The organism is Staphylococcus sp. SUC_1.2 (assembly GCF_026222585.1).
In genome coordinates, this window is record NZ_JANJPM010000030.1 from 1 (window position 1) to 21,940 (window position 21,940).

Annotated in this window: 18 protein-coding genes and 1 pseudogene; 3 read left to right on the plus strand and 16 right to left on the minus strand. The window is 30.0% G+C overall.

The genetic code is table 11. The features are described 5' to 3' along the window. Positions 1-32: 32 nt before the first annotated feature. The 10 genes and pseudogenes from NR218_RS10135 to NR218_RS10180 form a co-directional block, all read right to left on the minus strand. Positions 33-1,292 (minus strand): aminoacyltransferase, encoded by a 1,260-nt coding sequence (locus NR218_RS10135; protein ID WP_048681888.1) that lies wholly within the window; start codon positions 1,290-1,292, stop codon positions 33-35. 18 nt (positions 1,293-1,310) lie between these two features. After that, on the minus strand, positions 1,311-2,573 hold the full coding sequence (locus tag NR218_RS10140; RefSeq protein ID WP_048681885.1) for an aminoacyltransferase: 1,263 nt from the start codon (positions 2,571-2,573) through the stop codon (positions 1,311-1,313). A 346-nt stretch (positions 2,574-2,919) separates the two neighbouring features. Continuing rightward, positions 2,920-3,654, minus strand: coding sequence for a tryptophan synthase subunit alpha (trpA, locus tag NR218_RS10145; protein ID WP_017174692.1), 735 nt, complete (start codon positions 3,652-3,654; stop codon positions 2,920-2,922). After that, the gene (trpB, locus tag NR218_RS10150; protein WP_049434259.1) at positions 3,647-4,861 is read right to left on the minus strand and encodes a tryptophan synthase subunit beta; all 1,215 of its coding nucleotides are present in this window, start codon (positions 4,859-4,861) and stop codon (positions 3,647-3,649) included. Before trpB ends, trpA begins: the two co-directional genes overlap by 8 nt. Then, entirely contained in the window at positions 4,833-5,492 is a 660-nt protein-coding gene (locus tag NR218_RS10155; RefSeq protein ID WP_048681664.1) for a phosphoribosylanthranilate isomerase, read from the minus strand. The genes trpB and NR218_RS10155 overlap by 29 nt, the downstream gene beginning before the upstream one ends. Then, positions 5,489-6,268, minus strand: a pseudogene (gene trpC / locus NR218_RS10160) (indole-3-glycerol phosphate synthase TrpC). Before trpC ends, NR218_RS10155 begins: the two are co-directional and overlap by 4 nt. Before the next feature lie 2 nt (positions 6,269-6,270). Then, a complete protein-coding gene (trpD, locus tag NR218_RS10165; protein WP_207025531.1) occupies positions 6,271-7,275 on the minus strand; it encodes an anthranilate phosphoribosyltransferase in 1,005 nt (334 codons plus the stop codon). Continuing rightward, positions 7,220-7,849: an anthranilate synthase component II gene (locus NR218_RS10170; RefSeq protein WP_017174687.1), complete on the minus strand. Its 630-nt coding sequence runs from the start codon at positions 7,847-7,849 to the stop codon at positions 7,220-7,222. The genes trpD and NR218_RS10170 overlap by 56 nt, the downstream gene beginning before the upstream one ends. Next, positions 7,846-9,255, minus strand: a complete 1,410-nt coding sequence (locus tag NR218_RS10175; RefSeq protein WP_017174686.1) for an anthranilate synthase component I — start codon at positions 9,253-9,255, stop codon at positions 7,846-7,848. The genes NR218_RS10170 and NR218_RS10175 overlap by 4 nt, the downstream gene beginning before the upstream one ends. Positions 9,256-9,742: 487 nt before the next feature. Beyond that, a complete protein-coding gene (locus NR218_RS10180; protein WP_242228098.1) occupies positions 9,743-10,777 on the minus strand; it encodes a M42 family metallopeptidase in 1,035 nt (344 codons plus the stop codon). Positions 10,778-10,912: 135 nt separating this feature from the next. Here NR218_RS10180 and NR218_RS10185 point away from each other — a divergent pair, with 135 nt between their 5' ends. After that, positions 10,913-12,004, plus strand: a complete 1,092-nt coding sequence (locus tag NR218_RS10185; protein ID WP_265883372.1) for a prephenate dehydrogenase — start codon at positions 10,913-10,915, stop codon at positions 12,002-12,004. Between the two features lie 51 nt (positions 12,005-12,055). On the opposite strand, the gene NR218_RS10190 is transcribed toward NR218_RS10185, so the two are convergent. Next, complete coding sequence (locus tag NR218_RS10190; RefSeq protein WP_137689494.1) at positions 12,056-13,318, minus strand: Y-family DNA polymerase; 1,263 nt, start codon at positions 13,316-13,318, stop codon at positions 12,056-12,058. A gap of 148 nt (positions 13,319-13,466) precedes the next feature. Here NR218_RS10190 and NR218_RS10195 point away from each other — a divergent pair, with 148 nt between their 5' ends. Next, on the plus strand, positions 13,467-13,652 hold the full coding sequence (locus NR218_RS10195; RefSeq protein WP_019835384.1) for a 2-hydroxymuconate tautomerase: 186 nt from the start codon (positions 13,467-13,469) through the stop codon (positions 13,650-13,652). Between the two features lie 78 nt (positions 13,653-13,730). Here NR218_RS10195 and NR218_RS10200 read toward each other — a convergent pair whose 3' ends face one another. Next, entirely contained in the window at positions 13,731-14,714 is a 984-nt protein-coding gene (locus NR218_RS10200) for an LCP family protein (protein ID WP_019835385.1), read from the minus strand. Between the two features lie 140 nt (positions 14,715-14,854). On the opposite strand from NR218_RS10200, the gene msrA reads away from it, so the two are divergent. After that, positions 14,855-15,370, plus strand: a complete 516-nt coding sequence (msrA, locus tag NR218_RS10205) for a peptide-methionine (S)-S-oxide reductase MsrA (RefSeq protein ID WP_002449832.1) — start codon at positions 14,855-14,857, stop codon at positions 15,368-15,370. Between the two features lie 37 nt (positions 15,371-15,407). On the opposite strand, the gene mprF is transcribed toward msrA, so the two are convergent. From mprF to NR218_RS10225, 4 genes are all read right to left on the minus strand, one after another. Continuing rightward, on the minus strand, positions 15,408-17,930 hold the full coding sequence (gene mprF / locus NR218_RS10210) for a bifunctional lysylphosphatidylglycerol flippase/synthetase MprF (RefSeq protein ID WP_070663356.1): 2,523 nt from the start codon (positions 17,928-17,930) through the stop codon (positions 15,408-15,410). Positions 17,931-18,139: 209 nt separating this feature from the next. Then, positions 18,140-19,369: an AI-2E family transporter gene (locus tag NR218_RS10215; protein WP_232133118.1), complete on the minus strand. Its 1,230-nt coding sequence runs from the start codon at positions 19,367-19,369 to the stop codon at positions 18,140-18,142. Positions 19,370-19,432: 63 nt separating this feature from the next. Then, positions 19,433-20,287 carry a glucose PTS transporter transcription antiterminator GlcT gene (gene glcT / locus NR218_RS10220; protein WP_017174678.1) on the minus strand — a complete coding sequence of 285 codons (855 nt, stop codon included), beginning with the start codon at positions 20,285-20,287 and terminating at the stop codon, positions 19,433-19,435. Between the two features lie 128 nt (positions 20,288-20,415). After that, on the minus strand, positions 20,416-21,876 hold the full coding sequence (locus tag NR218_RS10225; RefSeq protein WP_017174677.1) for an alanine/glycine:cation symporter family protein: 1,461 nt from the start codon (positions 21,874-21,876) through the stop codon (positions 20,416-20,418). Positions 21,877-21,940: the final 64 nt, after the last annotated feature.

Consider the following 21,940-nt stretch of genomic DNA (forward strand, 5'->3'; position numbering starts at 1 on the left):
CAAGATTGCCAATATGCTTTTTATTCTAATTGTTATTTTTTAATCTTCTTACGTATACGATTCAATGTTTTAAATAGCCAATATTTAGGTTTATTAATTGGTTTATAGAAATCCCCAATTAACTCCTCGATATACACATTAAACCCTCTTTTAAAGCGATAAACACCATAATCTTCACTATTTTCAGTAAAATCACCAGATAAACCATAAAAATTATATCGATCATATCCATGATCAAAGCAATAATTCATCATGAACCAATGCATCATATATGGTCCCATATAATTATTGTATTTTTCTGATGAGCCACCTGAGAAATAGTTTACTTCATAAGCATTTGCAAAGTATACTCCAGAAGCTAAGTTTAAAATTTGTCCATCAGTTTGACGTAATTCACTTGCATGTAAGAGTTCTTTTTGGTCGTGTTCTATTTGTTTATCTAGTTCAGTAATTTTTTTCAGCTGTTTGTCACTTTTATTTTCTTTAGACATCATTTGATCACGACGCGTTTCTTTATCATTTAAAGAGGTTTGCAATGATTTAATATAGTCATCTAAATCAATATATGCTAATGGCACTAATGCTTTATCGCCGTATGTATCTATAAAATTATAAAAATATTCATCTGTTTTTGATACAAAACCAGTACGTGCTTCTGTTTCACGATACAAGTCTAAGAAAATATTTAGTTCATCTCTTTTAAGAAATCTTACTTTTACTCCATAGTTTATCGCTTTATTTATATTTCTTTTACGTTGACTATCAAACTGCTTTTTCAATGATGCAGGTGTTTCACCTTTTAGATAATTTACGCCCATCCATCTCACTTGACTAGAGCGATCATATTTCGTAGTGAAACCATGATGTTCGTAACCATGTGATTTAAATAAATTAACTAAAGCATCATTTTTTTCGTGACCTTCTACCGAATTGATATCTTTATCATAAATTTGATAAATCCAATATGGATCAAGTTTTACATATAAACATTGATGTTGGTGTAGGTATTTTTCTAATTCTCGTAGGTAAAAATCAACAAGACCTAAATCGGAATAATCCATCACTGGTCCACGATTTGAATAGTATACATAACTTCCCATAGTTGGAATTTTTGAGAAAAGACTTGCAGCAATCACTTTATTACTTTCATCTTTTACACCTAATAACACAACTTCAAATCCGTCATTTTCTCTAGTTTTTATATTTTCAGTAACTTGGAAGTAATGACTCTCTAATGATGGATTTTGTACGAAGGTTTCATATTCTTTAACTGTTAACTCTGTAAATTTCATATTCGCACTATTCCCCTCTTAATTCAATCTTTTTTTAATTTTTTTAAGTATTGTATATAGTGAATACATTGGTTTATTTATAGGTTTAACGAAATCACCAACATATTCAATTACATCTGCATTAAATCCCTTTTTAAATTTCACAACACCTGCATCTTCAGCATCATCTGTAAAATGACCACTAATCCCATAAAAATTATAACGGTCAATGTCATGATCAATTGCATAATTAATCATAGTCCATTGAACTGCATAACTTCCAGCGAAGTGTCTATATTTATTTGACGTTCCACCTGCATAATATACAACTTCAAATGGATTAATAAAGAAGAATCCAGCAGATATTGGTAATTCGTTACCGTGTTCTAATTGAAGTTGTGTTGCTTCATCAATTTTTTGCTCATTTGCTTTTAATTGCTGTTCTAAATTTATTTTTTTATTTTGTGCTTTTTTGTTATCTGGTCGTTTTTCAATATCTTTTAGAGCTTTGTTTAAGTCTTTATTTAATGTCTGACGTTCTGCATGAAGTTCTTCAAGATATTCATCAAATTTTATATATGCGAGAGGTACTAATACTCTATCTTTAAAATGATCAAATCGATTATAGTAGAAACTATCCTCTCTATCAGAAAATTCTTTAGTCTCTGATGTATCTTCCATAAATGATCTGAAAATAGGTAATTCTTCTTTAGTAAGAAATCTTACTTTAACACCATTTTTTTGGACTTTTTTAGTATTTCTTTTTCGTAAACTATCCATTCCATTTAATACATCTTTAGCAGTTTTATCCTTTAAATTTAAAACTGAATGGAACCGAATTTGTAATATTGGATCAAATCCTGTTGTAAACCCTTCGTGTTGATATCCTAATTGCTTCATTTTATCAAAGAACCAATCATTCCCAGCATTCCCTGTAATATCACCATCATGATTACGATATTGATAAGGCAAATAAGGGTCTATACGTACGTATAAACAACGTTGCTGTTTTAAATATTTACTTAATTCGTTAAAGAAAAAGTGAACGAGCTCTTTGTTTTCATAATCAATGACTGGACCACGATTTGAATAAAAATATTTAAAAATTTTCATAACGGGTACAGCAGTTAGCATACAAGCAGCAATGACTTCATTATCTTTATTTTTAATTCCTACTAAATGAGTTTCAGTTTTCTCGGCAACTTTTAACTCATAATTTTCAGTCATTTGTGTAAAATGGCTATATGGCATTTTTTCAGTAAAATCGCCAAATTCTGTAGCTGTTAAATTTGTAAACTTCATTATCTCTATAACTCCTAATTTAGAATCTTTATTTAATTTGAGTTGACTAATTTTAAAATTTTAGCTTATGTATATGTTGTGAATACGCATCGGTCTAATCTCAATAAGTATACACTAGATAAGGTTAAAACTAAAATATAAACCTGTATATACTTCCAATTAACCTAAATGCTCTTAAATTCTTGGCTTCTTCTATCTTCTCCAAATAATAAGAGCTGAAAATCATTCTTTTTCAGCTCTTAAATTCATATCTAATTTCATTTTAAATCAATTAATACTACATTGCTACTAATTCTTAAGTATTTCATGCTATGAATACTCTAAATAATTTTTATTTTATACTATGCTAACCATTATCTAAAGTTTGTCTAATCTCCCTTAAGTATTCTCCTGTTTGACTTAAGTCATCATTTTGAAATCTTCGAACGATTTCACTTCCAATAACAACACCATCTACATCTTTTACCAAATCTTTTATATGGTCTGTAGTTCTTATTCCAAATCCTGCTACAACTGGGAGAGATGTAAAAGATTTAATCATTTTTATCTGGTCTTTAAGCTTTGGATGAAACGTTCCATCTTCTCCAGTAGTAGCATTCATCGTTACAGTATAGATAAATCCTTCGGCATGTTTTGCTATATTTTGTATACGATTTATATCTGTCGTCATTGCTATTAATGAAATTATTTTTACTACTCTATTATGATTTAATTGTTGTTTTAATTGTTCTATTAATTCAAATGGTAAATCTGGAATAATTACTCCATAAACACCAATATCATCGCATTTTTTAAAAAAGGCTTTTTCTCCATAACTTAAAATAACATTATAGTATGTCATTAGAACACATTTACAATTAATTTCATTTTGATGTTTATCTAACTCATCAAATATATAGTCGATTGTTATATGATCTTTAAGTGCTTCATGACCAGCTTTCATAATGATGGGTCCATCAGCTACAGGATCTGAAAATGGAACACCAATTTCTATAATATCTGCTCCACTTTTATCAAGTAATTTTACATTTTCTAAAAATTGTCTATTACCCATGATGTAAGGAATAAATAATTTACTCATTTTTATCCTCCTTTCTCTGTTGTATATATTGTTGAATCGTTTCCATATCTTTATCTCCGCGTCCAGATATTGTCACTACTAATATATCGTTTTGTTTCATTTTAGGTGCTAATTTTTCTACATAACTTAATGCATGTGCACTTTCTATAGCGGGGATAATACCTTCTATTTTGGTGAAGCGGACAAGTGCTTCCATTGCTTCTTCATCGCTAGCACATTCATAGGTTACTCTTCCAATATCATGATAATATGAATGTTCAGGTCCAATACCTGGATAATCTAATCCTGCTGAGATAGAATGTGCCAATTCAATTTGTCCATGTTCATCTTGGATTAAATACATTTTTGATCCATGAAGCACACCGGCCTTTCCTTTCCCTATCGCAAGTGCATGTTGATTAGTATCCTTACCTCTGCCAGCTGCCTCCACACCGTATAATTTCACATCATCTTCGATAAAAGGATAAAATGTTCCTATTGCATTAGAACCTCCTCCTACACAAGCAACTATTGCATCTGGCAAACGATGTTCTTTCTCTAATATTTGTGATTTTATTTCTTGACCAATTACACTCTGAAAATCTCTAACCATCGTTGGAAAAGGATCCGGCCCTAAAGCTGATCCTAATAAATAATGTGTATCTTCCACGTGACTTACCCAATACTGTAGCGCTTTATTAACTGCGTCAGATAAAGTTCCTTGACCTTCATCCACAGCTTCAACTTTAGCTCCTAATAATTCCATTCTAAATACATTAAGTTGTTGTCTTTTGATGTCTTCTCTTCCCATAAAAACAATCAGTTCCATATCAAATAATGCAGCCACTGTGGCACTTGCAACTCCATGTTGTCCAGCTCCCGTTTCTGCAACAAGTTTATTTTTGCCCATTCGTTTAGCGAGCAATGCTTGACCTATGGCATTATTGATTTTGTGGGCACCAGTATGATTTAAATCTTCTCTTTTTAAATAAATTTTAGCCCCACCTAATGTTTCTGTATATGATTTCGCATAAGTTAAGGGTGTTTCTCTCCCAACATAATCCTTTAAATAATATGCTATCTTTTGTTGGAATTTAGGATCATTTTTTGCTTTTTTATACACTCTCTTTAATTCAATGATAGCTGGCATTAATGTTTCCGGTACATATTGTCCTCCATACTCACCAAAAAAACCTAGTTCATTTGCTTCCGTTTGTATCTGTTTCATATTCTAAGCTCCCTTTAACGTAATTTATAATTGTTTCCATTTTCAATTTATCCTTGCATTCATTTGTCTCTATACCACTGGATATATCATAGCCTTTATGTGATAAATCCAGCTTTTCAATCTGTTGAATAGCACTTATATTTATTCCTCCTGCAATAAGATAAGGAATGTCTTGGCTTACTGATTCTAATATTTTCCAATTAAACGTTTGACCCGTACCACCAAATTGAATTGAAGGGGTATCAATAATAAATAAATCTACCCATGGCTTATATTGATTCATATCTCTATTCAAGTTTTCTGTAGCCGGCAACGCTTTAATTATCTTAATATTCTTAAAATTTAATTTAACTTTTTGGATTAATTCAATTGTTTCATTACCATGAAATTGAATGCCGTTCACATTGGTTTGTTGCAACAATGTATTTAATTCTTTATATGTAGGATTCACAACAACTATAACTCGATGAATGTGCTTTGCTACAAATTGATTTAAATAGTTAATTTGTTCTATATTTAAATGACGTTTACTTTTTGGATAATGAATAAAACCTATCATATCTATGTCTAAGGAATTGGCTTTTAAAATATCACTTTTTGTTTTAAAACCACAAAATTTTAGTATATTCATTTCTCTTTATTTAGTTTTAATGAAGGTAATAACGATGATATATTATTACTATTCATTAAAGCTCCTCCCACAAGTAATCCGTCTATGCCACTACTTACAATTTTTTTTACATCATTTAAAGTTGTAATACCACTTTCAGAAATATAGTAATAACCTTCTTTTTTCATTTCCAAAATGTCATTAGTATGTTCTACTTTAGTAATAAATGTTTTTAAATCTCTATTATTTATACCAATGATTTTAGGTTTAATTTGATAAGCGCGTTCTAACTCTTCTTTGTTATGAACTTCAACTAAGACTTCTAAGTTTTGAGATATTGCATAATGATATAAAGACTGAAGTGTATCATTGGTTAAAATATTTACTATTAATAAAATAATAGAAGCTCCGGCTCTCTTAGCAAGATCAATTTGAAGCGGATCAATGATAAAATCCTTTCATAATACTGGTAAATGTGTGAGTTGTGTTAACGTTTGTAGACGTTCAAAACTTCCTCCAAAATATTTTTCATCGGTTAAAATTGAAATAGCACTTGCTCCATGATTTTCATATTTAGCAATTTGATGCTCTAAGTTAATGTCCTTGAATGCTTTTACAGAAGGACTTTTAGATTTTATTTCTGCAATAATACTCAATGTTGATTCCCTTTTCAAAGTGGTTTCTAGAGCTGACTTATAAGATACATCAACTTTTTTAATATGTTTTATTTTATCTGTATAATACCCATCGTTTAGTAACTGTTTTTTATACTGTACAATCTCATCTAATATTGTCAATTTTATTCCCCTTTCATCAACTGACATTGTTTTAAAGCTTTGCCACTATCAATTAAATCTTTTGCTAAATCAACGCCCTTTTTAATACTATCCACTCTATTTGATATATATAAGGCTAATGCTGCATTCAGCACTACGACATTTCTTTTAGGGGAATGATCTTTTCCACTTAATATGTCAATGGTAATGTTTTTATTTTCTTCAGGTGTGCCACCTTGAAGTTCTATATTATTTGCATGAGCTATGCCATAATCTCGTGCATTTAAAACATAATGTGAAATAGCCCCATCTTCATGTAATTCATATATTTCGTTATCCCCAGATAACGTTGCTTCATCCATTCTATTCGCTCCATGAAGTACGATGCCTCTTCGTCGTCCTAAATCTTTCATAGTTTTAATAATCATGGGTAATTGGGAAGCATCGTAGACCCCCATTACTTGATAATCTAATTTAAAAGGATTGATTAATGGTCCGACAATATTGAAAATAGTTGGTTCATGAATACGTTTTCTAATAGGTTGAATGTATTTCATAATTGGATAAGATTCCATAGCGCTGATAAATGCTAAATGTGTTTTAGATACTTGTTTGGCTACATTTGCTACTTTCGTAGTAGGAATGTGTAATTGTTGTAATAAATCGGTACTTCCAGAATTAGATGTAATGCTTTTATTTCCATGTTTAATGACTGGAACATCTGCGCTTGCTACTACAAATGATACTGTCGTTGAAATATTGAAACTATTTGATTTATCTCCTCCTGTTCCACAAACGCATATACTTCCTTTGTATTCAGGTTGAGTTGAATACATCGTATGAATAAGACTTTTCACTATATAAGTTAATTCTTTTTGTTGTATCGACTTATTTGTGAAAGCTTGTAATAACTTTACTTTATCTTGAGTATGACATTCTGGATTGATGAGATATTGAATAAATTCAGTAGTTTCATGTTGTGAGAGTGTTGCATGACTTTGAATTTGGTTGAGTAATGTTAAGGTCATCATATTTACCTCTTTCCTTTACGATATCGATAAAATTTTTAATTATTTGTTGTCCTTGATCTGTTGCAAACGACTCAGGATGATATTGAATACCAAAATGTAATCCATTTTTTGTCTCATAAGATTGAATGCAATCTTTTGTCCTTCCAGTAATTATTAATTGTGATGGAAAAGAGATTTCATCACTTATTAATGAATGGTAACGCATTATATTAAATTGATTTGCTAAGTTGTTATATAATTTAGTATGTTGAATAACTGTTAATATATCGACTTTACCGTGCATGACTTTTTCGCCTTGAATAACACGGCCACCGTAATAGCATGTTATTGCTTGTGCACCTAAACATACGCCTAATATCGGTAAAGATTTATACCTTTCAATAATATTCAATAGATGGTTACTATCTAAAGGATGACCAGGTCCTGGAGATATGATGAGACCATCACTTTGGTTAACGTAGTTAAGCACATCTTTATCGTCCGGATATTTAACAATGACATCATCTAATTGACTTACTATATCAACTAAGTTATATGTAAATGAATCATAATTATCAATGATTAAAATCATGGTGTTACCTCCAATAAACTTTTTGCTTTTAATAATGTTTCTTCTAATTCTTTTTCTGGTACTGAATCATAAACCACCCCACACCCTGCTTCGACTTTCACAGTAGTATCATCAATTAACATTGTTCTTATTGCTAAAGCAAAATCTAAATTCTGATTACAATTAATGTAGCCTACACCCCCACTATATAGTCCACGTTTATATGGATATGTCTCATATATACGCCTAATTGCTCTAAGTTTTGGAGCTCCTGAAACAGTTCCTGTAGGTAATAAATTAGCAATTACTGTCATAGGAGATAATTTTTGCTTAATCTCACCTTTTACTTCGCTTACAATATGCATGACATGCTCATATTTTTCAATTTCCATTAATTTTGTAATTTTTGAACTACCGGTTCTACTGACTCTATGTAGATCATTTCTGCCTAAATCAACAAGCATTCGATGTTCGCTTAATTCCTTTTCATCACTCAATAATTGCTCTGCATTTTGTTTATCTTCTTTTATGGTTTTACCTCTTTTAATTGTTCCAGCGATTGGATTCGTAATAACCGTTCCATCTTGTACAGCTACAAAACTCTCTGGAGAACTGCCTATAATAATTTGTGTATTCATATTAATATAGTACATATATGGACTTGGATTACGTCTTTTTAAGTTTTGGTATAATTGATAACTTAATTGCAATGTATTATTTTTAAAATGATGATTGTAGCTATATATTCTAGATGGTACAACTTGAAACATATCGCCTTCTTTTATAAGCTTTTTCAATTGCTTTATAGTATTTATAAATTCATCATCTGATACATTTGGTATGATATTTGAAGGCGTAGGAGGACGAATATAATCATCTGTATAAGCTTTAATTTGAGATAGTTCCTTTATTCTATCTTTTACTCTTTTTTCTAAATCTTTCTGTTCTACTTCTGAAAATTGATTTGTAGCAATAACATATAATTCATCTTTATAATGATCAAATACATATACATCTTCTATCATGTGAAATTCAATATCATTGCTATCCTTAATTTCTTGTATAGATTGCTGTTTTAAAATTGGAAATTCATGTCTTACTAAGTCAAAACTACACGTACCAATAAAGCCAGATACAAATGGTAAATGTTTTAATTTTTCATCTGTAATCTGAATATTAAATTGATTGATATAATCTTTTAAATATTCATAAGACTTTTCAGTAATTTCAACATTTTGTTTTTTTGTTTTTATCTTTAGTAAGTCGTTATTTAACACAACAGAACCATAGCTTTCGAATGCTACAATAGAATATCTACCTTTAATTTGCTTTTGACTGGTACTTTCTAAAATAATCTTATTTTTCTTTAACTTTCCTAAAACTTCGGGTGTAATATTTGCTCTAAGTATTTCATAATATAGTTTCATTAAGCTTTAATCCTTTCTCAAAAAAATATCAGCATCCTTATTTAAAAGGACGCTGACGCGCGGTACCACCTTAATTAACTAAATATTTCGAATTATCAAAATATTTAAAGTTCACTTATTTTTTATTTGATTTTTTATAAGTATAAACCCAATTTCATTATTAGTGATGTTAGTTTTCATCAACCACTAACTTTCTATGATTATCTAGCTAATAATTACTATATTTATACCAAAAAGACACCACGATTACGTTCCATAGATAAGGACGCGTTACCGTGGTGCCACCTTAATTAACATTACATGTTCACTTTACTGTTATTAAATTTAATCTTCTAAGTCCAATTCAAACATATGCTGTGCTAATTTACATCATCCATTAGCTTTCTATTTGCTACATCACATATCTTCTACTCAATTCTCAGAATTATTAAAATATTATTATAATTCAGTATAATACATAAATAAATCTTCCTTGTCAATATTTATTTCAATTTATTGATGACAAGCAATAGGCATATAATAAGTTTTGAGCGGCATGTATAGAATCAATATGTGTTCGTTCCAGTGCATGAGAGGACTCAATACCAGCTCCAAATAATCCATGTTTAATATCTGCTCCTGCTTTTAATGCTGCAGACGCATCTGACGTATAATAAGGATAAATATCTATTTTATACGGAATATGATTAAATTTACATAAGTTTACTAGATGTGTTTTTAATTCTTTATGATAAGGTCCAGACGCATCTTTAGCACAAATAGATACTGTATATTCGTCAGAAGATTGTCCCTCTCCAAGTGCTCCCATATCAAAAGCAATAAATTCTACAATTTTATTAGAAATAGATGCATTCGCTCCATATCCTATTTCCTCATTATTAGAAATATAAAATTGAATAGTATGTGGTAATTTAATTTGTTCATTTTTTATTCTTTCTAATAAATCTAATATCATTGCTACACTTGCTTTATCGTCTAAGTGTCGGGATTTAATAAATCCAGATGATGTTATTTCTGTTCTTGGATCAAAGCTAATAAAATTACCTACTTCTATTCCTAAATCTTCTGTCTCTTTCTTAGAAGACGTTTTTTCGTCTATACGGACTTCCATATGTTCAATATCTCTTGGTATTTTTTCATTTTCGCGATATACATGAACACTTGTTTCATGTAAACATATTGTCCCTGTGTACGTTTCGCCAGAGTCTGTTTCAATCTGACAATATTCTCCTTCAATCGCATTATATTTAAATCCACCAATTAGATCGATTGTTAAACGACCATCTTCTTTAATTTCTTTTACCATTGCACCTAAAGTATCTACATGAGCAGTAATACAACGTTGACGTACATTATCTTCACCCTCAACTGTGATAATTAATGCACCTTTATTTGTTAATTGAGTTGAATATCCTAAATGTTCTACTTTTTGTTTTACATAACTTATTGCATTATAAGCATTTCCCGAAGGACTATTAATGTTAGTTAAGTTTTGAATTAATTCTAATATCTTTGATTCCATTCAACTTCCCCCTTTAATACTTTAAATATATTTTAACCTAGATAAATAGTGAACTCTAATGAATAGTATTGTTTAAAATGAATGACTAATTTAAAATATAGATATTCTGAATATTTAGAAATAAGGAGGGCTCATATGAAAAATATTTTATTTGTTGGTTTAGGATTAATTGGTGGAAGCTTAGCTAGTAATTTAAAATTTTATCAATCTGATCTTATAATTTCTGCCTATGATACTGATGTAACTCAATTAGATAAAGCAATGTCTATTGGTATAATTGACAAAAAGATTAATGATTATGCTCTTGGTGTTAAGGAAGCGGATATTATTATCTTTGCTACTCCAGTTCATCAAACAGCAATATATCTAAATTCATTACCTAATTATGAAACCAAATCACATTTGATTGTAACGGATACTGGCAGTACAAAACTTATCATTCAAAATTTTGAAAAACGTTTATTAGAATCAAATATCCATCTTGTTAGCGGGCATCCAATGGCTGGTAGCCATAAATCCGGTGTCCTTAATTCAAAAAAGCACTTATTTGAAAATGCATACTATATTTTAGTTTACGATGATGAACATAATACACAAGCGGCTAAAACATTACAAGATTTGCTCTCCCCTACACTAGCTAAATTTATTGTTACTAATGCAAAAGAACATGATTATGTAACGGGGATTGTCAGTCATGTTCCACATATTATTGCCTCTAGTTTAGTACACTTGAGTTCAAGCCATGCAAATGATCATGCTTTAGTCAAACAGCTTGCTGCTGGTGGATTTAGAGATATTACAAGAATTGCAAGTAGTAATGCCGAAATGTGGAAGGATATCTCACTTAGTAATAAACAAAATATCATTAGTTTACTAGAAGATATGCAAACCAATATTAAGGATATGATAGTTAAACTTAAAAATGAAGAAGAACAACAAATATATCAATTCTTTGAAGAAGCAAAAATATTTAGAGATCAATTACCTCTTAAACAACATGGTGTAGTCAATGTTGGGTATGATTTATATATTGATATTCCAGATAAAGCGGGTATGATTAATAAAATTACTTCTATACTTAGTTTACATAATATTTCTATAAGAAACTTAAAAATTTTAGAAGTTCGTGAGGATATTTTAGGTGCTTTACAAGTTACCTTTAAAACTCCAAAAGATCGTGAATTAGGTATTGTTGCTTTAAATGAATTTGATACTTATATTCCATAAAAAAGGAAGTGGGCCAAAATTCAAAATGAGTTTTGACCTACTTCCATTTATTTACATCTTATGACCTGCCATTAATCCCAATCTATTATGTTTTGTTCCAGATTCAGTATAAGAAATTGCTTTTGAAACGATGCCTTTACCATATTTTTTTTGTAACGTATCAATCGTTTTAGCTAAATTTTCATCTCTTTGTCTTTTATATTCATCTATAAATAAATTTAATTGTCGATTTTCTTCATTAATGAATTGTGTTAGTGAAACACTTAACGTACGATACAAAGCGTGTTTATCACACAACTGATTCGCATAATCATTAACGACTTTAAACATATCTTGTTCTAGATTTGTAGCATCAGTTAAAGTGTGTTGTTTATGTATTCCTCCACCTTCAGTATATCCAAATGAAAAATTTATAGTACGTGCTAATTGCTTTCTTTCTCTTAATCTACAAGCAACATCTTCAATCAACTCTTGCATAACAATTTTTGTTTCATTAAATTGATAGTCTCTCATCAAAATTTGGCTTTTACATATAGCTGGATTGTGAATTTTACTTTTTTCTCTTATTTTACTTTGATCTATACCGTTAGCATGTAAATGCATATCAGTGCCTAATATACCAAAGTCTTTTTTCAAATATCTATGAGGATAATGCGCTAAATCACCTATTGTAATAATTCCTTTTTTATTTAACTTTATTTCTGTTTTTTTATTGATTCCCCAAAATGATTTTAATGGTGAGATACACCATAATTTATCGGGGATATCATGATATCGCCACTCAGTAATACCTTCTTTTAGGTGTTTAGCTTCGACATCCATAGCTACTTTACTAAGTAACAAGTTAGATCCAATACCTATCGTGCAGTATATTCCCGTCTTATCTAAAACTTCTTTTTGAAAACACTTAGCAAAAGAATATACTGTAGTATTAAAAAGATGGTAGCTATTTGTTACATCCATAAAAAATTCATCAATACTATACTGATGTAAGTCTTCCTCTGGAACATATTTAAGAGCAATTTTAGAAATTTCTAATGATACTTCTAGATATCTTCTCATACTTGGATTAATAATATAAATATCATTACGTTGTGGAATTTCAAATAATCTAGATCCCGTTTTAATACCAAGTTCTTTTAATTTAGGTGTTGCTGCCAACACAACAGATCCTTGTCGCTTAGTGTCAGCTACCACTGCTAATTTTGTCGTTAAAGGATCTAACCCTTTTTCAATACAAGACACACTAGCATAAAAACTTTTCTGATCTACACATAGTATGTCTCTATCTTCAAGTAAATTATAATCATACATATCAATCCCCTCCTTAGATAATTCAATTATATAAGAACATTTGTTCCCTTACAATATTAAAAAGAACAAATGTTCTGTTTAAATATCTTGAAGTTCATTTTTTAAAAATGATATACTAAGCACATAATTATATAAGGAGGAAAACATCATGCCGATTGTAAATGTAAAATTATTAGAAGGACGCTCAGATGAGCAATTAAAAAACTTAGTCACTGAGGTTACAAATGCAGTGGAGAAAACAACAGGCGCAAATAGAGAAGCAATCCATGTAGTTATTGATGAAATGAAGAAAAATCACTACGGTGTAGGTGGCGTAAGAAAATCAGATCAATGATATTACAATTTTTAAAGTTTACATAATAATATTATTGTAGTTAAAGAGATAATAAATAAGCAGGCCAAAGTGGCCTGCTTATTTATTATCTTTTAAAAATGACTCTATTGCTTTTTTATTTTTCTCTTTATCAATATCTAATGCACTACCATCGTTATTAGTATTAATATTTTGATAAGAATTTTTTAACGGTACAGTTAGTGTTTCCACATTTTTATCGCCTCGTATTCCAAAACTTAGTCCTGTTTGGAAAATAGCTGAGTTTGGCATATCTGTATTAATATATCCTCTCAATATACCAGCTACTTTAGGTAATTTCACGATTGTACTTGGGGTAATTAATTCTTTCTTAAGTGTTTGCATAACTTGTTGTTGACGTCTCACGCGTCCAAAGTCCCCCTCTGGGTCATGTCTAAATCTAGCATAACCTAATAATTCTTTACCGTTTAATCGATGATGTCCTTTTTTCAATGAAACCCCAATATTTTCTGACATATCTTTTTCAACATCAATTGGCACACCATTAGGTTCTAATTCATCAATCATTTTTTCAAAGCCAGTGAAATCAATGACTGCATAGTATTCAGGATTAATACCTAAATTTTTATTTAATGTTTGTCTCAATAACTCTGGTCCACCAAGTGAGTATGCAGCGTTAATTTTATATTTGTCATAACCAGGAATTTCAGCATAAATATCACGCATAATTGACATCATTTTCATTTTTTTCTTAATATAGTCATACTGTACAACCATAATAGAGTCAGTTCTTGATTTTCCACCATTAGCTTGGTCAGCACCGAGCATTAATACTGTGATTTTCCCGTCATTTTTAACGGCTCCATTAAATTTATGAAATTTAATATCTTTTGCATGTTCTTGTGCATATTTCATCCCACTTTGATATCCATGAACGACATACGTAATCATTACAATAAGTAAAACTACAATAATCAGTATTACAAAAGGTAATTTTCGAAGTTTTTTCTTCTTGCGTCGTTTAGAAGGTATCGTTGTCCCCGTTTGCCGTCTTAATATTGTATTATCCTTCTCTTCTGTCATATTTACCTACCTTACACTCTTTAAAATCTTCAAAATAATATTCGGATATACTATAATATATAAATAAGTTATATAAAATACCTTAAAAAATCAAGTGTTTTCAATAAATATTACAAAGGTGTTAGGAAAGGATGGCATAAATGAATATTAATACAGCATACTTTGCAGGAGGCTGTTTCTGGTGTATGACAAAACCGTTTGATCAATTTGAAGGTATTGAATCAGTAACATCAGGTTTTATGGGGGGATCAGTTAAAAATCCAACCTATGAACAAGTAAAAAGCGGAACTACTGGACACTATGAAACTGTTAAAATAGAGTATGATGTTGCTTTATTTTCTTATCATAAATTATTAGAAATATTTTTTTCAGTCATTGATCCATTAGATGCTGGCGGTCAATTTCAAGATAGAGGGTCACAATATCAAACAGCTATTTTTTATACAAATGATGATCAAAGAAAAGTTGCGATTAATTATATCAAAGATTTAGAACAAACGATGCATTCTGATAAAGCCATTGCTACTAAGGTTCTTCCCGCTTCAAATTTTTATAAAGCAGAAGAATATCATCAAAATTTCTATAAAAAAAATCCTGAACGTTACGCACAAGAACAGCGAGATCGCGCAAATTATGATCCTCGTTCTAACTCATAATAAAAAAGATATCCGAAATTGTTTTCGGATATCTTTTTTATTTATGTCTAATCACTCGCATTACTTTTAACATACTGTACCATAGAGAACTATCTTTTCTATATACCAAAAATCGCGGTTCCCACTGAGGACTATATTTTTCTTTATATCTTCGTAACCCCTGAAAACGATATAAACCATTAAAATGCTCAAACACACGTCCCGCAATACGTTCTCGTAAATAAGAATAATCGAGTTGACCTACATTTGATAAGGTAGCCATACCCATGTTAAAAGCTTTATACCCTTTTTCTTTACCCCATAATAACATATGTAGATATAATCCATCCATTAGAGGTAAATCTAATTCAGGTAACCAACGAATTAAATCTACTGAAATTGCTTCGTTATAGTATGTTGGCATTAATGTACAAAAAGCAATAATCTTACCTTCTTCATTTTTCATAATTCCAATTGGCGCTTTATCTAAGTACTGTTCTGTAAATTGACCAACAGAAAAATGCATTTCAGTACGTCCATCGAGCCACTTATCACTTACTTTTCTAAGCTCTTCTATAAACGCTTTAGAAAATGGTGGTTCTATAATTTCAAATTTAATATTTAAATCATTAAATTTATTCAGTGTTGCTCTAAAACCACGTCGTTTTTTTCCAGAAGTAGTAAATTGTGTTAAATCAATAATAGCCTCTTCGCCTAATTTAAAAAATTGATTTCCAAAATTATGATACAACGGCATAAAACGATCAGATACTTGATAGAAAATGACATCATAACCTAACTTTTCAGCATAACTATAGAAATCATCCAACAATGATTGGAATGATGCTGTATTTCCAATTGGATCTCCCAATACGACCAGCGCATTTGATTTATATCTATACATAAGAAAGGCTTGTTCACTGTCATGCATAAATACATCTTTATCACCACTATATATCAAATGACTTAAATAATTCCCTCCATATGTTTCTATAATTGATTTACATTGAGAAAATTCTTGGAATTGATGTGGGCGTTCAAAGCGACGACCAAATAACCATGCAATACCAACAATTAATAATATAACAACTACCACAGTTAACCAGAAATAGTATTTTAATAATGACGTATCCATTTCCAAGTGATATAAATCTAAAGCATATAAGGTTTCAGAAATAATGAAATGATTAATATATAAAACAATCACACTAATGATTAAGGTAAATATTAAGTTTTTTAATCTAAATGGACGTTTAAATACTTTCGCACGTCGATAAGCTAAAATAAGTAAGATAAAAATAATGATGAGCCATGTAAGTAACATGATAGAAGCATACGTATATAACGTTGCAAGAAATATTAAAACAAGTGAAATCGTTGAATACATAATTGCTCTCTTACTTTGCTTATATATTCCTCTTACATTAACAAGTAATATTAAACATGCACTTGTATGAATAGACAACATGATATAGTAAATAAAATGATCAGCATCATATAATCCATCATAAACAATCGTCACATTATTAATAAAGAAAATAAAACTTGTTAATAGTGCAAGAATAGATAAAGCAAATGCTGGGATTTTTGAAATAATATCTTTTTGATAAGACAGTATGAATGAGGTGACATCTTTAGCAGGTACAAAATATTTAGATTCTTCAAAGTACTTACGTGCAGAATTGCCAAATTCAAACGTAGATAAAATTAAAGCAATGATAACAGGTACAAAATAATAAGCAAAACGATATAGCAGTAAGGCAATTAATATTTTTTCTTCAGGAATATCTAAGGATTTTAGTCCTAATAAAACAACTAAATCAAATGCCCCGAATCCACCTGGAATAAAACTAATCAGTCCAGAGAGTGCAGCAATAATAAAAATACCAAGTAATGTTGTAAAAGCTACATGAATATCAATCATCCATGCCGACAAGTAAAGTACAACAGCAGCGGCTATCCATTCAATACTTGAAACAAGCGTGCAATATATTCCTACCAATTTATTATGTTCAGTAACCGGTTTAACGACTGTATACACTATAAAAATAGGTAAAAATAAAGCGACTACGTACAATACCCATTTTACAAAACGTACTTTATCAAGAATATGAGAAGCATCGAAAATATGAAGTACGACTAAAATAGATAAGAAGCTTAAACCAGTTAACATTGAAACTAATATGATTGAAATAGCGTGAAGTAATCTTTTTCTATCAGAAGTATAATTTTTATAAATAAATGTTCTAAATCCTGCGCCTATAAATCCACCAAATCCAACAATAGCATTAAATGCATTAATAATATAACTCAAACGAAATACTTTGTTCAGTGGTATACTCAACTTTAAAGTTTTAACAAGAATGACATCATATAAACTTAAAAGTAGCATTGATGCGCCACCACATATAAATAAACCAATTAAAAACCATCGATTGATTTTACTAAATGCTTCTAATGTTTGTTTGAAGTTAATATGTGACAATTCATGATATAAAGTAGCAACTACTACAATAAAAAGTGTGACAGCAAATACCACTTTTAATATAGATATCAATCTATTTTTATGTTCTTCAGTCATTATTCATTATTATCCTTTACATTATATTAATACAAAATATATCATATCATATTCTAGGTATATATCTTTAGACTATTGAACTAACATAATTGTAAGATAAAAAGGAGTGGAAGAGAATTCATCGTCCTACTCTAGCAACGATGACTAGCACTATATTAAAAAGCCTAAGACAACTCATTAAGTTGTCTTAGGCTTTTTAATATAGTGCTTTATTCTGGTTCTGTGTAATCTTTATGTTCTTCTTTTTTCATTTCATATTGACCTGCATCATCACCATAATATTTATTGTAACGACGTTTAAATAATAAGAAGATATGAGAAACTAATACTTTTAAAATAGCATAGCCAGGAATACCTAAAATAACTCCTACAATACCTAATAAATTACCCGCACTTAGTAAAATAAAGATAATTGTTAGAGGATGAATTTTTAATGTTTTTCCCATAATATTAGGAGAAATAAAATGACCTTCAATAAATTGAACCAACGTCCACACAATAATCAATTTTAATAACATGAACGGTGAAGTAATAATCGCAATAATAATTGCCGGAGAAATTGCAATTGTTGGTCCTAAGTATGGGACTACACTCGTTACTGCAGCAATTGAAGCCAGAACTAATCCATAATCTAAACCAATAATAGAATAACCAATAAACAATAAAATACCAATACAAAATGATACGATAATTTGGCCTTGAATATATGAGCCGACCTGTACACTCATTTTTTCTAATAAATCATGATAGTCTTTTCTAAATTTAGGCGGCATAATTTTAGTTGTATAGTCTCTAAATTTAGTTCCATCTTTCAACATAAAGAATAATACAAATGGTGTAGTTGCAATCACAACACCGACATTCACAATAGCTTCTGCAAATGTTCTAATTTTAGTTTCAAATCCACTAAAATAATCTGACGTTAACGATGGAATCTTTTTAGAAGTAGAATCAAGCCATTCCTGAATTTGATTATAAAATGAAGATAAAATAGACATATGTGTCACTTTATCAATAGCTCTATTAAATTTTTCAATATATTTTGGGAAGTTACTTGCAAGTTGTTTAATTTGATCACCAATCACAGGAATTAATAAATCGATAATTAATGTTGCGCCTCCAATAATCACTAAAAAGACTATTATAATTGCTAATAATCTTGGAATATTATAACGTTCCATCAAATTAATTACTGGATTTAACAAATAATACAAAATAAGCGATAAAATAATTGGCGCTGCAATAGTATTAAAGATAATGACAAAAGGCTGAAAAACATAAGAAATTTTGTCAAAGATGAATATAGTAATACCAAGTAATACTAATGAAACTAGCGCAAATAATAAATCTTTACCACCCAAAAACTTCATAAAGCGTGTTTCAGAAAAGCTTAGCTTATTAGCTTTCTTTCCTTCATCCTTTTTGTGGTCCATTGACATATCATTTTCACCGTACCCTTTAATCTAAAATAAAATAATCTATATTATATCATACCATGTAGCTTATTCATTTTGTGTGTTATTTTGAGATTGAAAATGATAAATATGCAAAGCTAAATAAACAATTTCTGAATCATCTATATCAATATCTAGATCTTTTTGAATAACTTTAGAAATCTTATATGCTGTACTATAACAATTAGGGTAATATGTTTTGACCATATTGATAAATTCATCTTGTGCATGAACGTATTCCTTTTTATTTAAACGACGAATTAGGAATTGAATATGTCTAATAAATCGTTGATATTGAACAGTTCGAGGGTTTACAGGATACCCTATGTCATTTTCGATAATTAATACACATTTACTTATCATTTTATTAATTAAAGATATTTCACTCATAGGTAAATCTTCTTTATTTGAAGCAATATGCAATGCTATAAAACCTATTTCATCATCAGGAAATGTGACGTCTAATTTCTCATTTAATCGCTGTATAACTTGTGTGGCAATATCATATGCCTCACTATATAAATGTTTAGTTTCCATTGCAAAGGGATTACTAATTATTTGATTTTGTTTTAAGCGTTTATATGCAAAAGTAATATGATCGGTTAAGGCAATGACTAGTTGTTTATCATCTTTCATATAAGTTGTACTTGTAATATAGTTAACTGATTCAATAATTGCCTGTAAGACCTCTTCATCAGCTATTTCAACTAGAGATTTATAATATTCTTGTTGTTGTTTTTGATCTAATTTATACACTTTCTCAATAGAAGCATTATCATCTACGACCATTCCAGGCTTTTTATTAAAACCAATGCCTTTACCGATTAAAATAACTTCTTGATTACTATTGATGCATATGATGACGTTATTATTTAAAATTTTTGAAATATGATATTTGCTCATCATTATCATCCTTTTTTACTATTAAAATTATATAGTTAAACATTATATTTGAAAAGTCATTCTTTTAAAAAACACTTCTTTCTCGCATTACTCTAAGAGATGGAGAAAAGAAGTGTTGATTTAAATTATTAATGTTTTTTAGATATTTTATCTTCGCGTCCCCAAGATTCAATACCAAATAAATTAATCTCAAGGTTTTCTGGTTTAAATACCGGTTTTAAACCGGCACGTTTTTGTTGAATATAATCTTTCATAACAGCAAATGCAATATTTGAAAGACCTATAATGGAAACAAGGTTTACAATGGCCATTAATCCCATAAATAAGTCCGCTGTACTCCATACGGTTTCAGTTTTAACAACTGCGCCTATAAATACTAATACAACAACTAAGCATCTAAAAATAAATAAAATTGCTTTATTTTTAGATAGAAATTCTATATTAGATTGTCCGTAATAGTAATTACCAACTACAGAAGAAAATGCAAATAGCGTAATCGCGACAGTTAAGAAGATACCACCTGGAGAACCAAGATGTTCATTCAATGCAGATTGTGTAACTTCTACACCTTGTGGCGCTTTTTCGCCAAATTTTAAGCCTGAGTAAAGTAAAATCATAATAGCTGTTGCTGTACAAACAAGCATTGTATCGAAGAAGACACCTAAAGATTGAAGTAATCCTTGTTTTACTGGATGTGGTACAGCAGCAGTAGCAGCCGCATTGGGTGCTGAACCCATACCTGCTTCGTTAGAGAATAAGCCACGTTTTATACCTTGTAAAATCGCTGTACCTACCGCGCCACCAGCGACTTGTTCCATTCCGAACGCACTTTTAATAATTGTACCAATCATTGGAATGATTTGATCAAAATTCATTAGTAAGATAAATAAAACTATACCAACATAAACGATAGCCATTATTGGAACAATTAAAGATGACAACGTTGCAATACTACGTACACCACCGAAGATAATGATTGCTGTAATGACAGCCAAAATAATACCAGTAATGACTGGACTAATATGATATTGTGTTCTTAAAGATTCAGCAATAGTATTCGATTGAACAGTGTTAAATACAAATGCAAATGTAACAGTAATTAACACAGCAAATGTGATACCAAGCCATTTTTGATTTAAACCTTTGGTTATGTAATAAGCTGGACCTCCTCGGAAGCCACCTTCTTTATCATGAACTTTGTAAACTTGTGCAAGTGTTGCTTCTATAAATGCACTCGCAGCTCCGATAAATGCGATAATCCACATCCAAAAAACTGCCCCAGGACCCCCTAACACAATTGCTGTTGCTACACCAGCAATATTTCCTGTTCCAACACGGGAACCTGCACTAATAGCAAATGCTTGAAAAGGTGAAATACCTTTCTCTCCATTTTTCAAAGTTTCTGGTTTTTCAACTAATGCTCTAAACATTTCAGGTAACATTCGTAATTGAACAAATTTAGAACTAATAGTAAAGAAGATACCTACTGTCAATAGTAAACCTATTAAATACTGTGACCAGATTAAATCATTTCCAACTTGAACAACAGATTTAAACCAATCAGGTATTAAACTATCAAAATCTCTCAATTAAATCCCTCTCATCAAAATTATTGTTATGATATACATTACAAGAGATTTATATTGTAGTATT

Coding starts and splice junctions, on each gene's coding strand:
- NR218_RS10135 (WP_048681888.1), bottom strand. CDS start 1,292: ATGAAATTTACAGAGTTAACAGTTAAAGAATATGAAACCTTCGTACAA.
- NR218_RS10140 (WP_048681885.1), bottom strand. CDS start 2,573: ATGAAGTTTACAAATTTAACAGCTACAGAATTTGGCGATTTTACTGAA.
- trpA (WP_017174692.1), bottom strand. CDS start 3,654: ATGAGTAAATTATTTATTCCTTACATCATGGGTAATAGACAATTTTTA.
- trpB (WP_049434259.1), bottom strand. CDS start 4,861: ATGAAACAGATACAAACGGAAGCAAATGAACTAGGTTTTTTTGGTGAG.
- NR218_RS10155 (WP_048681664.1), bottom strand. CDS start 5,492: ATGAATATACTAAAATTTTGTGGTTTTAAAACAAAAAGTGATATTTTA.
- trpD (WP_207025531.1), bottom strand. CDS start 7,275: ATGACCTTAACATTACTCAACCAAATTCAAAGTCATGCAACACTCTCA.
- NR218_RS10170 (WP_017174687.1), bottom strand. CDS start 7,849: ATGATTTTAATCATTGATAATTATGATTCATTTACATATAACTTAGTT.
- NR218_RS10175 (WP_017174686.1), bottom strand. CDS start 9,255: ATGAAACTATATTATGAAATACTTAGAGCAAATATTACACCCGAAGTT.
- NR218_RS10180 (WP_242228098.1), bottom strand. CDS start 10,777: ATGGAATCAAAGATATTAGAATTAATTCAAAACTTAACTAACATTAAT.
- NR218_RS10185 (WP_265883372.1), top strand. CDS start 10,913: ATGAAAAATATTTTATTTGTTGGTTTAGGATTAATTGGTGGAAGCTTA.
- NR218_RS10190 (WP_137689494.1), bottom strand. CDS start 13,318: ATGTATGATTATAATTTACTTGAAGATAGAGACATACTATGTGTAGAT.
- NR218_RS10195 (WP_019835384.1), top strand. CDS start 13,467: ATGCCGATTGTAAATGTAAAATTATTAGAAGGACGCTCAGATGAGCAA.
- NR218_RS10200 (WP_019835385.1), bottom strand. CDS start 14,714: ATGACAGAAGAGAAGGATAATACAATATTAAGACGGCAAACGGGGACA.
- msrA (WP_002449832.1), top strand. CDS start 14,855: ATGAATATTAATACAGCATACTTTGCAGGAGGCTGTTTCTGGTGTATG.
- mprF (WP_070663356.1), bottom strand. CDS start 17,930: ATGACTGAAGAACATAAAAATAGATTGATATCTATATTAAAAGTGGTA.
- NR218_RS10215 (WP_232133118.1), bottom strand. CDS start 19,369: ATGTCAATGGACCACAAAAAGGATGAAGGAAAGAAAGCTAATAAGCTA.
- glcT (WP_017174678.1), bottom strand. CDS start 20,287: ATGAGCAAATATCATATTTCAAAAATTTTAAATAATAACGTCATCATA.